Annotated in this window: 12 protein-coding genes; 7 read left to right on the forward strand and 5 right to left on the reverse strand. The window is 40.2% G+C overall.

Annotation, left to right across the window (positions count from 1 at the left end; all coding sequences use genetic code 11):
* Window positions 1-162: 162 nt before the first annotated feature.
* From ACIPK1_RS11375 to eis, 4 genes are all read right to left on the reverse strand, one after another.
* Window positions 163-348 carry a hypothetical protein gene (locus ACIPK1_RS11375; protein WP_005226019.1) on the reverse strand — a complete coding sequence of 62 codons (186 nt, stop codon included), beginning with the start codon at window positions 346-348 and terminating at the stop codon, window positions 163-165.
* Between the two features lie 276 nt (window positions 349-624).
* Complete coding sequence (locus ACIPK1_RS11380) at window positions 625-1,290, reverse strand: hypothetical protein (RefSeq protein ID WP_008380055.1); 666 nt, start codon at window positions 1,288-1,290, stop codon at window positions 625-627.
* On the reverse strand, window positions 1,291-1,776 hold the full coding sequence (locus tag ACIPK1_RS11385) for a nucleoside 2-deoxyribosyltransferase (protein WP_005235819.1): 486 nt from the start codon (window positions 1,774-1,776) through the stop codon (window positions 1,291-1,293).
* Window positions 1,777-1,827: 51 nt separating this feature from the next.
* Window positions 1,828-3,042, reverse strand: a complete 1,215-nt coding sequence (gene eis / locus ACIPK1_RS11390; protein WP_005235821.1) for an enhanced intracellular survival protein Eis — start codon at window positions 3,040-3,042, stop codon at window positions 1,828-1,830.
* Between the two features lie 145 nt (window positions 3,043-3,187).
* Here eis and lepA point away from each other — a divergent pair, with 145 nt between their 5' ends.
* On the forward strand, window positions 3,188-5,023 hold the full coding sequence (lepA, locus tag ACIPK1_RS11395) for a translation elongation factor 4 (RefSeq protein ID WP_400450917.1): 1,836 nt from the start codon (window positions 3,188-3,190) through the stop codon (window positions 5,021-5,023).
* A gap of 333 nt (window positions 5,024-5,356) precedes the next feature.
* Here lepA and ACIPK1_RS11400 read toward each other — a convergent pair whose 3' ends face one another.
* Complete coding sequence (locus tag ACIPK1_RS11400; RefSeq protein ID WP_400450919.1) at window positions 5,357-7,696, reverse strand: transcriptional antiterminator; 2,340 nt, start codon at window positions 7,694-7,696, stop codon at window positions 5,357-5,359.
* Between the two features lie 286 nt (window positions 7,697-7,982).
* Here ACIPK1_RS11400 and ACIPK1_RS11405 point away from each other — a divergent pair, with 286 nt between their 5' ends.
* From ACIPK1_RS11405 to ACIPK1_RS11430, 6 genes are all read left to right on the forward strand, one after another.
* Window positions 7,983-8,468: a PTS system mannose/fructose/N-acetylgalactosamine-transporter subunit IIB gene (locus ACIPK1_RS11405; protein ID WP_400450921.1), complete on the forward strand. Its 486-nt coding sequence runs from the start codon at window positions 7,983-7,985 to the stop codon at window positions 8,466-8,468.
* A 102-nt stretch (window positions 8,469-8,570) separates the two neighbouring features.
* Window positions 8,571-9,323, forward strand: coding sequence for a PTS sugar transporter subunit IIC (locus ACIPK1_RS11410; protein ID WP_005235830.1), 753 nt, complete (start codon window positions 8,571-8,573; stop codon window positions 9,321-9,323).
* Window positions 9,316-10,134 (forward strand): PTS system mannose/fructose/sorbose family transporter subunit IID, encoded by an 819-nt coding sequence (locus tag ACIPK1_RS11415; RefSeq protein ID WP_400450923.1) that lies wholly within the window; start codon window positions 9,316-9,318, stop codon window positions 10,132-10,134. Before ACIPK1_RS11410 ends, ACIPK1_RS11415 begins: the two co-directional genes overlap by 8 nt.
* A gap of 12 nt (window positions 10,135-10,146) precedes the next feature.
* Entirely contained in the window at window positions 10,147-10,554 is a 408-nt protein-coding gene (locus ACIPK1_RS11420) for a PTS sugar transporter subunit IIA (RefSeq protein ID WP_005235834.1), read from the forward strand.
* 17 nt (window positions 10,555-10,571) lie between these two features.
* Window positions 10,572-11,204 (forward strand): ketohydroxyglutarate aldolase, encoded by a 633-nt coding sequence (locus ACIPK1_RS11425; protein WP_005235836.1) that lies wholly within the window; start codon window positions 10,572-10,574, stop codon window positions 11,202-11,204.
* A 12-nt stretch (window positions 11,205-11,216) separates the two neighbouring features.
* On the forward strand, window positions 11,217-12,194 hold the full coding sequence (locus ACIPK1_RS11430; protein ID WP_087664112.1) for a D-isomer specific 2-hydroxyacid dehydrogenase family protein: 978 nt from the start codon (window positions 11,217-11,219) through the stop codon (window positions 12,192-12,194).
* Window positions 12,195-12,212: the final 18 nt, after the last annotated feature.

Consider the following 12,212-nt stretch of genomic DNA (forward strand, 5'->3'; position numbering starts at 1 on the left):
TCATACTAGAGAACGATATGTTTTTTAATACCTAAAATGAAAATGGGACTGAAGAATCAATTCTGATTCATCAGTCCCATAAATTATAGAGCCACTTTTCTAACCACAAAAAAACATTCTTGCCAATGCAGCGAAAACGCCGCAACTGGCAAGAATGTTTTTTTAGATGACCCAAGCGACAAATGCAACCATTGAAAAGAACATTGTCCAAACCGCAATAATAGCTGATGCGATAAAAATAATTTTGATTGATAAAGGTTGGACAAATTTTCGGGCATCTTTAGAGAACGCATAGGTGATCGATGAAAAAATCAAGCAGCATAAAATAAAAAACACTGTTAGAACCATAAGCCTCTCCTTTACTGACGCAATGTCAAATGAATAATGTAATTATAACAGACCATGGTTTTTTGGGGAAATAAAAATGATTAAACGAGGGAATTTTCTTGTAGTTGTAACCGTTTTATAGGGAAGTGTAAGAAAGGTCGAACCTTGTTAGACAGCGAAATTATAAAAATAAGCCGTGTTATTTAAGTATTTTTATAAATTTTTCTTTATCAATAAAAGAACAAAAGAAAAAAGCTTGTTGAAAAACGATGGTTTCAACAAGCTTTTAAAGGTTGGTTATGATAATTTTTTAATCCGATAACTTTCAAAGTAATCAGGTTTGCCTCGTCCTTGAACATACGCGATCACGCCCATCAAAGCAGCACCAATCGTGTTGGTTAGTAAATCGCCCATCGTATCCATCAATGCTTCACGACCAATAAACGGGGTGCCATCTAAGGTTGCATAACGTTGGAGATTCATTCCACCAACAGAGTCGCAGATGAATTCCCAAAACTCCCAGAAAACACCACACAAGCCAGCAAAAGCAAAGCCCATCAGTAAAAATAACCAAGGCGAAACTTTTGAAACGGGCACTTCTTTTAGTAAGAGACAGATCAATCCATAGCCTACAGCCGTCAAGACCATTGGGCTTACCGCATGCAGAATTTTATCCCAGAAAGCAATGGTTTCGATCAAATGTAAGATCGTCCCCATGAATACGGAGATCAGCAAGAAAAACCAATAAAAGTAGACGGTGGCATTTGGTAGCTGGATTTTTAAGAACTTTTTACTCATTTCTGGGACAAAGATCAATAAAATCCCAAGTAAGGCTTGACCCAAGAAAATCAGTCCTTGTGTTTGCGGATAGACTCCACGGAAAAATTCCCACAAAGAAAAACAAAACACGAGAATACCGAAAATAGTGAATACCTTTTGCAGTCGCTGATAATTTTGCCCCATTTAGTTGTCCTCCGAAAGATAGTCTGCTAAGCCAGCTACAAGTGCTGCTTCAGAGGAATAAATCTCACCGTTTAGCTTGATCAAACCCACCGTATAAAGATTGACATAGTGGAACTGATTTTCCGCAACGGTTTGTAATGCTGCCAGCTTTTGCTGATTATCGGCACCTTGTTGGCGACTATCCGTATAAAGCCCTAAAACAGGAATGCCTTTTGCATAGGCGACGCCAATCTCAGAGGCAACCCCAGCATCGATGGTCAAACCATCCAGCAAAGCGATCATCAAATCGCTTTCCAGTACTTTTTCGGTATCTGCCAACGCAATCATTTTGCTATCCGCGTAGGCGGACTTATCATTGATCGCGGCATTTTCTTGAGGTAAATAAATCTCCAGCTGCGGATACTGCTGGCGAATCGACGCAACAAGTTCGGCGTTGTAGCGAAGGTCACTAGCAGCAAACAGGGGAGCAGCAAAATATAGTTTCATTCAAAAACACTCCTTAATCATTCATAGTTGTACGTTTTGTTGATTCGTTGTTTAGAAATAATCACTGAAATAGGCTTCCATATCAGGGATGATCGATTCTAGTAATGCCAGTGTTTCTGAATCGGTATTTAGCCGTTCCACACGCTCTAAGTAAGCTGGACGGCGGTAATTCATCAACAGACAAGACAATGTCTGAATATCCAGCTGGACAGCTTTTCCGATGGCTTCTCTTGAAACCACGATCTCCCCGTGATTGTATTGGACACCGAAGATTCCGTTGTTCCAATCGGCAACTGGGTCAGAAACAACAAAGTGAAAGGGTGTTTGAAAGGCTTCAAATGGGAAGTTTTTCAAAAACTGTTCAACATCGACGATCCGCGCCATGTAATAAGGCTCAATGGTTTCTTTGATTTGGCTATCATCCAAGTAGAAGGACAGGGGTTCATTTGAATAAATGTCTCCTTTGACCCAATAAACCATTGAGAAATGAGCAGAGATAAAATTCCAAAGACCATTGCGGGCTTCTTGATTCAAGTAGAACATTTCCTTTACATGGAAGACTTCTTCGGCTACCCAATAAAAAAGTACACCAGTCGGATGACCACTGGCATTGTAATAGACAGCCGCGGTGCGCTCTTCTTCATTTTCATAGCGCCAATACTCTTCCCAGTGAAAAGAGGTCCGCTGCAAGGCGCCATGGTTTTCCCGGGAGAATTGGTTATAGACAGTAAAGACATCAGGGTCATCCACTTCTTTGCGCTCTACGATCCCAGGGACTTCTTTGGTTTTCGGAAGCTGGGTATCACGAATTTTGAAGGTCAGCTTGTCGGACATGATCTCCCAGCCTTTGCGACGATAGTAGGGCACATTGTATGGATAAAGGTAGGAGATCCATTGCTGATCTTCCCGCATGGTTTCTAAGGCAAGCTTGATCAAGTCTTTCATCAGGCCATGTCCGGCATATTCAGGGTAGGTCCCAACACCGGTCACTCCGCCCATTTTGATCAATTTGCCGTGTATATTGACTTCACAAGGATAAACGGCGATTTGCGAGATCAACTTGTCTTCATTGAACCAGCCAAAGACCTTGGAAAGCTCTAAGATCGGGCGCTTAGATTTAATCATTTCCCGTTTGCTCTCATAGCCGCTTTCTTCAATATCCGATTCAGTGATCTGAAAAACGTAGCTTAACAGTTCATTGAACTGATCAACGTCTTTTTCATCCACCGCTCGAATATGTAGATTTTGATGAAAATTATTGTCCATTCTTTCAACTCCAATTTATTTGCTAGCTCTAGTATAGCAAAACCTGAATGAATATGTCTAAATAACGGTTAAGAAAAATACTTTAACTATTGGCGTTTCGTTGGTATAATAGAAAAGCTGACTAAAAGAAATGAGGAACGTATCCATGAACATAGAAGAAATGAAAAAACGACAGGAGAAGATTCGTAATTTCTCCATTATCGCCCATATCGACCATGGGAAATCAACACTGGCGGACCGTATTTTGGAACAAACCCATACGGTGACGTCTCGGGAAATGCAAAACCAATTATTAGACTCCATGGATCTTGAACGTGAACGAGGAATCACGATCAAATTAAATGCTGTGGAACTTAACTATACCGCCAAAGATGGAGAAACCTACATCTTCCATTTGATCGACACCCCAGGGCACGTCGATTTCACCTATGAAGTTTCCCGCAGTTTGGCCGCTTGTGAAGGCGCCGTACTCGTCGTTGATGCGGCTCAAGGGATCGAAGCACAGACATTGGCAAACGTCTACTTGGCGTTAGACAATGATTTAGAGATCCTACCAGTCATTAACAAAATAGACTTGCCAGCTGCCGATCCTGAGCGGGTACGAACAGAGATCGAAGATGTTATCGGAATCGATGCCAGTGAAGCTGTTTTAGCTAGTGCCAAAGCAGGTATTGGGATCGAAGACATTTTGGAACAAATCGTTGAGTATGTCCCAGCTCCAGCAGGTGATATTGAAGCACCGTTAAAAGCGTTGATCTTTGACTCCGTGTACGATTCCTATCGTGGGGTGGTCTTAAACGTCCGCATTATGGACGGGATGGTCAAACCTGGAGATAAAATCAAAATGATGAGCAATGGCAAGACCTTTGATGTCACGGAAGTCGGCGTCTTTTCACCCAAACCCATTCAACGAGATGCGTTGATGGTGGGCGATGTTGGTTATATCACTGCTGCCATCAAGACTGTTAAAGATACGCAAGTCGGAGATACGGTGACTTTAGCCAACAATCCAGCAGCCGAAGCATTGGAAGGCTACCGCCAAATGAATCCGATGGTTTATTGCGGATTGTACCCAATCGATACCTCACGCTACAACGACCTTCGAGAAGCATTGGAAAAATTACAACTGAATGATGCAGCATTGCAATTTGAACCAGAAACCTCTCAAGCGTTAGGATTTGGGTTCCGCTGCGGCTTCTTAGGCCTATTACACATGGATGTCGTGCAAGAACGGCTAGAACGTGAATTTAACCTTGAGTTGATTACGACTGCACCATCCGTAATCTATCATGTCAACAAGACAGATGGCTCAATGGTCGTCGTTGATAACCCAGCAGAATTTCCTGAACCAGTCACGATCGACAACGTGCAAGAACCTTACGTCAAAGCACAAATCATGGTCCCTAATGATTACGTCGGTGCTGTAATGGAATTGTCCCAACGCAAACGGGGAGACTTTGTCACGATGGATTACTTGGATGATTATCGAGTAAACGTCGTTTATGAGATCCCCTTATCGGAAATCGTCTTTGATTTCTTTGATAAATTGAAATCCAGCACCAAAGGGTATGCATCACTCGATTACGAAATGTCTGGTTACCGCACTAGCAAGCTAGTGAAGATGGACATCTTGCTGAATACTGAAAAAGTCGATGCGTTGAGCTTTATCGTTCACCGTGACTTTGCTTATGAACGAGGCAAAGCCATCGTTGAAAAACTGAAGAAACTGATCCCACGACAACAATTTGAAGTACCGATCCAAGCAGCCATCGGACAAAAAATCGTTGCCCGTTCAGACATTAAAGCCTTGCGTAAAAACGTATTGGCGAAATGTTATGGCGGTGACGTTTCTCGGAAACGCAAACTTTTGGAGAAACAAAAAGAAGGGAAGAAGCGGATGAAACAAATCGGCTCTGTCGAAGTACCGCAAGAAGCCTTCATGGCAGTTCTTAAGATGGATGAGGATGAACCTAAGAAATAGATTGTTTTAAATTGAAAAATCGATTAATGGAATCTTTTCGTGTGGCAGAAAAAGTGTGACTAGTAGTTTATAACATTTGGCTCTTCGACATTTAGTGTTGGTAGAGAAAGATACAACTGAAAATTTAGTCATGACCAGTTAGGCAGAGTGCTTAACTGGTTTTTTTCGGCTCTTTGTCAACAATGAAAATGGGACTGAAGAATCAACTGTGATTCATCAGTCCCAAAAATTATAGAGCCATGATTTCTTGCGAACAAATTGGAAATAAGCAAAAGGAAACAGGATGTAGAGACTGTTTAGAAACGGTCTCATTCATTCTGCTTTTGTGTGTAGTTAGAACAGGTAGGTTAGCAGCATGATATCTTCATCCGTAAAATCAATGAATGAGAGCTCAACTGCTTGATCAAATTGCTTTTTGATTCGTTGAAATTTTTGATTTGCTAGTCTTTTATATGTGGATCGATCAATGGTAACTGACGAGTCGTGATCGTTCGCCATATGCTTTTCTAAAAGACAGTTTCCTTGAAAAAGAAAGTCAAGAATGAGTTTATTTGAAAGCGTGATAGCTAAATCGCTGGTGATATGTTTTAAAAGCTTATATAAAACTTCATTGGTTTTAGCTGTATTTAGTCGTGAAAAAAGCTGATTAAAAAGTTCATAGTATTCGCTGTTTGTTCGTTCTGCACGATCATTCAAGGAATCGTCTGCCAAAAATTTCTTGTGTTCATTTTTTTTATTGATAATCGTTGAAGAAACGGAGACAATACTCATGATGTTTCCATTCAGAATACACAGAATATCATAGATATGGGCCATCGTCGGTGGGTAGGTAGTGAAGGTTAAGAGCCGGATTTCCAGGAGAATCTTATTGTCTATATCATTAGATGGGTCATAATCAGTGACTAGGACTGTTCCGCCACCGCGATCGATCGTTTTTAGATTTCTAGACATCTTTCTGACAAATGAATGAACCTCTCCCTTATCCATCGCCTCTGTTCGTCTGGAACTCATGGAAAAGATTGCTCTCTTTCCAATCAATTCGTTAAACCGCTGAGCCAAATGTTCCGCAATTCCATTGTCTCTGGCAGAAATCAGCATTGGGACTCTGACATCAGTTACTTTTTTGATCCCTAAAATAATCAGCTTCCGAATAAAAGTGATTTTTGGCTCTGATATCCCTTTTTGATACTTACGCAAGAAACGCTCGATTTTCTTGAGAATGCCAGTAATTCCTTTAAAATTATCGTCCTGTTTTGGAAAAATATAGTTCTCAATAGGGAAGCTTCCTCTAATAATTTCCGCGATCGTTTTGATGATGTAATTCTGTAAAATCGGATCTTTGATTAGCGGCGTCTCTGATAAAAAGTTGAATATGCGTTTTTCCAAGGTATGCTGGTAGTCTTGCTCGCTATAAAAAACTAAATTTGTTGGCAAGGTATTAATCAAATGTTCGATCGTCTGCTTTTCAAAGATATGTCGGTCGATTAACCAATTCTCGGCTGGTGTACTGTTTAAGATTTCTAGTGTGGACAAGTTGGATTGAGTGGAAAAGGTAAGCCTTTCTGGAAATTTATCCCAAAAATGTTTCTCATCTCGTGGGCCTTCAACGTTTTGGTCAATTTTCTCAGATAAATGCCTGGTTGATACAAGAATTGTTGTACTGGCAGCATTCTCTATATTTCGATTGAAAAAAGCTTGAGAGATCGAATATAAGATCTCTTTTTTTATATAGGCAATGTTTGACCTGGCTGAAATAGCGGCAAGCGCTTGAATCACTTTTTTGGTAACCATAATTTCTCGTGAAATTTGTCTGCATTCTGTTAAATAAATGCTTGAAATAATTTCAACTTTTTCCTTCAAAAGACGTTCGCTAAATTTAGGGAAATATCCCACATAAGGACTGATTTCATAAAACTGTTGGATATTTTGCATATGAGGTGGTATCAGTAAAGCCACCAATGGTTGAGTGCCGCCTTCATTTTTATAATAAAAAGAGAGCTCATCGAGTTTTCTTGAAACATCTGATGCTGAAATGGAAGAATCTAGCTCGATGACCAAAAAAGAAGACAGACCTTCTTTTTTCCTTTTTAACTCTGGGAGAATATCAAGCTTGTTTTGTTCGGACCAAAGAGCATAGAAGATTTTTCTTGCAGATTTGGAAGTTTCTTTCCTTTTATTTTGCTCGATCAATTTTTCTAAAAAGAATTTTCTCCCGACGCCTTTTTCGCCTCTTAAAATAATTATTTTCAGCTCATTGCTTGGATAATAAAAGATCGGTAAGACATTTTGTACTACATTGTATAACGAACTCGTTTCACCAATGTCTAAAGCATCCAACTGAAATTCAGTCGCACTAAGAATTGATGTTTCATTTAGAAAAAGGTAGTTATTCAAGTGGTCATCTTTTTGAATTGTATAAGGCAAAGATAGATAGGGAAAATTCTTTGTCAAAACTTGAGTAGAAATGAATAAAGTTGGTCGTCCTTTTAGCTTGATCAGTTGTTTTTCTTGATGCAGCTTATTCAACATACGCGAAACATTGGAGCGATCAATTACTAAATCAACTGATAGAACCAATGCGCAACAGTCTGAAAAATCATAAGTACCCTGCATGATTTGCTCTTGAGTCATCTCTTCGATGCGATGGAGTAGTTTTTCCTGCTGAGTTGCCATAATTTCCTCCTAAATTTGTTGTATTTATTCAAGAATGCGCTTACACTGTTTTTCATAGAATTATACCACAAAATAATAGTTGGTGTTTCTATAGTGTAATATATTACTTTTAATGCTTTTATAAAGGTATTTTATTGTGGTACACAAAAGGTTTTTGGGAGATTTTGACTTGTGGTTTTGGATATGTGATAGTGAGGATGTTCTTAAAGGATGTAGTCTTAAATTTACCAGAGAGGAGCCGTTATTCAAGTAAGAGATTACAAACAATGCATAGGAGGAAACAGAAATGGAAAATTTAAAATTGACACGGATCGATTTTCGTTTGATCCATGGGCAGGTAATGACCAGATGGGTAAAGGAATACCACATTAAAGATATCGTGGTGATTGACGACAAATCAGCGAAGAGTCCCATCTTGAAAAAAATACTATTAAATGCGGCACCCTCATCGGTAAATGTTTTTGTAGAATCGATTGCAAGCGCTACCGAAAAATGGAAGCAGAATGATTTCCCTAAGAATAATTTACTTATTCTCTTCAAAGATACAAAAACAGCGGCCAAAGCATGGAAAGACGGAATTAAGTATACCTCGCTACAAATTGGCGGCATTGAAGGTTCCGGAAACAAAAAAAATATCAATAAAAATATTGTCATGTCAGAAGAGGATGTTCAGGACCTGGTTCCGCTACACGAAAGTGGGGTGCGAGTTTACGGACAACCGATTCCCGAAGATACGGAGTATGCATTTAAAAATATTTTAAGTAAGTTTTAAAAAAGGATTGTCTTTTCATTCAAGAAATTTCTTGAATGAACACTTTAATGAAATGATAGTAGGCATTTGAACAAGATTCATTAGTGCGAAGGAGGAAAAGAAATGGTTCAAGCATTATTTATGGGATTGTTAGCTCTGCTAAACGGGATTCAGTGGCCGCTAAGTTGGTGGCTGATCCGCGAACCGATTATGGCCGGGTTCTGGGTTGGGTTAATCTATGGCGATCCAGTTCAGGGAGTAATAATTGGAGCAACAATCAACGTGGCCTATCTAGGGTGGATTAGTGCAGGTGGGGCGAATGCTTCAGACCTATATTGGGCGGGATTACTTGGAACATTTGTTGCGATCCAAGGGGGGATGAGTATTGAGCAATCGGCTGCTTTCGCCATTCCGATTGGATTATTAGGAAATTATGTTCATGTAGCATACATGACTCTAGCGTCATTTTGGCCGACGCGAATGGATAAATTAGCCGACAAGGGTGATTGGAAAGGCATTCGCAAAATTCAAATGTTTGGTGGTCCGTTTATTGTGCTCTTCTTAAGAGCGTTACCGGTCTTCTTTATCGCCCTTTTTGGAAGCGAGTACATTCAGATTATTATTAATAGTTTGCCTGATTGGGCAATGAACGGTCTTGGAGCCGTCGGGAAAATTTTACCAGCTTTAGGGATGTCGATGTTGTTGAAATTTATGCTAAAAAAGGAACTTATCCCATTCTTTATCATTGGCTTCGCGATTGCGGCTTATACCGGCATGACAGACTTAATGATGTATGTCATCATCGCTGTGGCGATTGGTCTATTAATGTTAAAACTTGGTTTTGCGAAAGAAGAGGGGGAAACAGAGAATGGCTAAAGCATTAGAAAAAAAGGATATCAAAAAAGCAGCTGTCACTTGGTGGTTAACATCACATTTAACTTACAACTATCAACGATTACAGGCAGGCGCGATGACAACCGTTATGGGACCGCTTTTGAACAAGATGTATGAAGGAGACAAGGAAGAAATTACCGATGGATTGCAACGGCATATGCTGTATTTCAATACAGAACCTCGCTTGGGAGCCTTTCTACCAGGAATGGTGATCGCTTTGGAAGAAGGAATCGCTAATAATCCAACCGAAGAAATCGATAAATCGATGGTCACGGAAATTAAAACCGCGTTAATGGGCCCGTTAGCGGGAATCGGCGACACTGTTGTAGCCGGATTGTTGAAGCCAATCGTTCTAAGTGTGACATTAGGCTGGGCTTCACAGGGGCAGATTTGGGGAGCTTTTGCCTTTGGGATCATCTTTACGTTGATGGATTTTGCGATGACATACGGTATGTTTACACAAGGCTACAAATTAGGGATGGACTCGATTGATCGTTTCTTAGAAGGACCATTCATCAAAAAAATGACTTCCTTTTTAGGAATCGTCGGCCTGTTCTGTCTAGGTGTAATGATCGTCAAATATGTCAGTGTTCAAGCAGTGTTAGAAGTGAAACTAGAGACGACAACTTTGTCAGTTGGTGAAACCTTGAATAAGATCATTCCTAGTTTCTTACCAATTGCCTTTACTTTTTTAGCTTATTGGTTGCAGGTCAAAGGACAAAGCGTCACTCGTGTGTTGTTGGTACTCTTCGCGATCGGTTTCCTAGGCGGTGCAATCGGGGTATTAGGATAAGGAGATAAACGTATGATTAAGTTGATTATTGTTACTCACGGACCTTTAGCTGATGCCTTCAAAGAAAGCGGTGCGATGTTTTTTGGAGATCAGGTAGATCAGGTAGCTACGATCGGATTGCTTCCAACAAAAAGCCCAGAGGTGTTAGAAAAAGAAATCAAAGCAGCTGTCGTCCAATCTGGAACGAAGGAATGTCTCATATTCGTTGACATTTTAGCTGGCACGCCATTTAATGTCGTAGCTCTCATGATTGAAGAGTTAAAAGAATATCATATTGAATGTTTTGCCGGGGTAAATATGCCAATAGTGATGGAAGCATTAGCTTCAAAGGAATCAATGAATGTAGCAGAACTAACAGAGCACATTGGAGAAATATCCGCTGCTACTATTGTTAATCTTCGACAGACATTAGAAATTTAAAAGGAGCGAATCGGAAAATGATAAAAGCAGAAAACACAATGCGAATTTTTAATACTGGTATAATGGCCGTTGTCCGCGTAGAAACGATTGAACGAGGGATCGAAGTTGCAAAAGGTTGTTTAGACGGTGGGGTTGATGTTATGGAAATCAGCTATACCAACAATAACGCTGGAGAAGTCATCCGAGCAATCAAAGCAACATTCGGTGATCAAATCTTGATCGGTGCCGGAACTGTTTTAGAAAGTACCACTGCACGCTTGGCAATCATGGATGGCGCGGAATTTGTTATTGCTCCAACTTATGATCAGGGCGTTCAAGAGCTGTGTAATTTGTATCAAATTCCTTACGCACCAGGGTGTACCTCTTATACAGAAATGATGGAGGCCTTGAAAAATGGTGCTTCATTTATTAAAGCCTTCCCAATTTCCAATTATTATGGCCCTAGTTTAGCGAAGGTAATAAAGGTTCCTGTGCCGCATACACCAATTTTAGCATCTGGCGGTGCAACTCTGGAAAACCTTCATGAATGGTTTGAAAATGGTGTGGATTGTATTGGTATTGGGGGACTCCTAACTAAAGGTACATCAGAAGAGATTGCACAAAATGCCCAGAAATTGACAGCTATAGTCAGTGAAGTTCGAGGAAAGTAAGAGGGGAATCAAATGAAAAAAACGGCGATCGTAAACGCGAATAGTTTTGGGAAATACTTTCCAGAATACATGGATCAGTTAAATAAACAAGTCGGGGAAACAAAACGTTTCAAATTTCCTTCAGACATCTCTCCTGAGGATTTAGCAGCTGAATTGAAGGATTTTTCCTTCATCATTATCGGGACCGAACCTAGATTGCCTAAAAGTTTTTTTGAAAAAATGCCTAAACTTCAATTGGTCGTACGCTTTGGGATCGGCTATGATAACGTGGATGTTATCGCGGCTAAAGAAAACAAGGTAATGGTCTCCAATATTCCGGCGTATATGGAAAGAGACGATGTTGCCGAATATGCCGTATCTTTGATTTTGACTGCAGCGAAATTAGTTACCTACACTGCTGAAAAAGTGAAAGAAGGTGAGTGGTCCAAAGATCGTGGACGATACTTAGGTCATCGCTTGAACAAGAAAACGATCGGCATTTGTGGTTTTGGAAACATTGGTACACGAGTTGCGGAGATTATGCAGGCATTTAACTGTAAGATAATTTGTTACGATCCGTATCTTTCTGTCGAAGAAGTGGAAAAACGCGGTGGAGAAAAGGTGGACTTTGACGAATTGTTGGCACAAGCAGATATCATCTCTCTGCACATGAACTGTACGGCTGAGAACAAAGGATTATTCAATAAGTCAGCCTTCAAGAAAATGAAAGCCAGCGCGGTTCTGGTTAATACTGCTCGAGGTGCTTTAGTAAATGAAGAAGATTTAGTGTTGGCACTAACGGCTGGCAAATTTGGTAGCTATGCCACTGATGTTTTAGAAAATGAACCTCCAACAGCTGATCATCCATTTATGAACCAAGAGAAAATTGTTTTGACACCTCATATTGGGGCTTATAATCATGAATGTAATGAAATGATGTGCGAAAGTGTCGTTGATGACATTGCTAGAGTTAATGCTGGTGGAGAGCCGAAACATTTGTTGGAAGGATAAAACTTAATTATTGAGCAC

Source organism: Enterococcus sp. NPDC086594, from assembly GCF_044746145.1.
Lineage (GTDB): Bacteria > Bacillota > Bacilli > Lactobacillales > Enterococcaceae > Enterococcus_D > Enterococcus_D entomosocium.

Excerpts from the sequence above, each read along its gene's own strand:
- ACIPK1_RS11385 (WP_005235819.1), bottom strand. The coding sequence starts at position 1,776 with ATGAAACTATATTTTGCTGCTCCCCTGTTTGCTGCTAGTGACCTTCGC.
- ACIPK1_RS11425 (WP_005235836.1), top strand. The coding sequence starts at position 10,572 with ATGATAAAAGCAGAAAACACAATGCGAATTTTTAATACTGGTATAATG.
- ACIPK1_RS11375 (WP_005226019.1), bottom strand. The coding sequence starts at position 348 with ATGGTTCTAACAGTGTTTTTTATTTTATGCTGCTTGATTTTTTCATCG.
- lepA (WP_400450917.1), top strand. The coding sequence starts at position 3,188 with ATGAACATAGAAGAAATGAAAAAACGACAGGAGAAGATTCGTAATTTC.
- ACIPK1_RS11430 (WP_087664112.1), top strand. The coding sequence starts at position 11,217 with ATGAAAAAAACGGCGATCGTAAACGCGAATAGTTTTGGGAAATACTTT.
- ACIPK1_RS11400 (WP_400450919.1), bottom strand. The coding sequence starts at position 7,696 with ATGGCAACTCAGCAGGAAAAACTACTCCATCGCATCGAAGAGATGACT.
- ACIPK1_RS11405 (WP_400450921.1), top strand. The coding sequence starts at position 7,983 with ATGGAAAATTTAAAATTGACACGGATCGATTTTCGTTTGATCCATGGG.
- ACIPK1_RS11415 (WP_400450923.1), top strand. The coding sequence starts at position 9,316 with ATGGCTAAAGCATTAGAAAAAAAGGATATCAAAAAAGCAGCTGTCACT.
- eis (WP_005235821.1), bottom strand. The coding sequence starts at position 3,042 with ATGGACAATAATTTTCATCAAAATCTACATATTCGAGCGGTGGATGAA.
- ACIPK1_RS11420 (WP_005235834.1), top strand. The coding sequence starts at position 10,147 with ATGATTAAGTTGATTATTGTTACTCACGGACCTTTAGCTGATGCCTTC.
- ACIPK1_RS11410 (WP_005235830.1), top strand. The coding sequence starts at position 8,571 with ATGGTTCAAGCATTATTTATGGGATTGTTAGCTCTGCTAAACGGGATT.
- ACIPK1_RS11380 (WP_008380055.1), bottom strand. The coding sequence starts at position 1,290 with ATGGGGCAAAATTATCAGCGACTGCAAAAGGTATTCACTATTTTCGGT.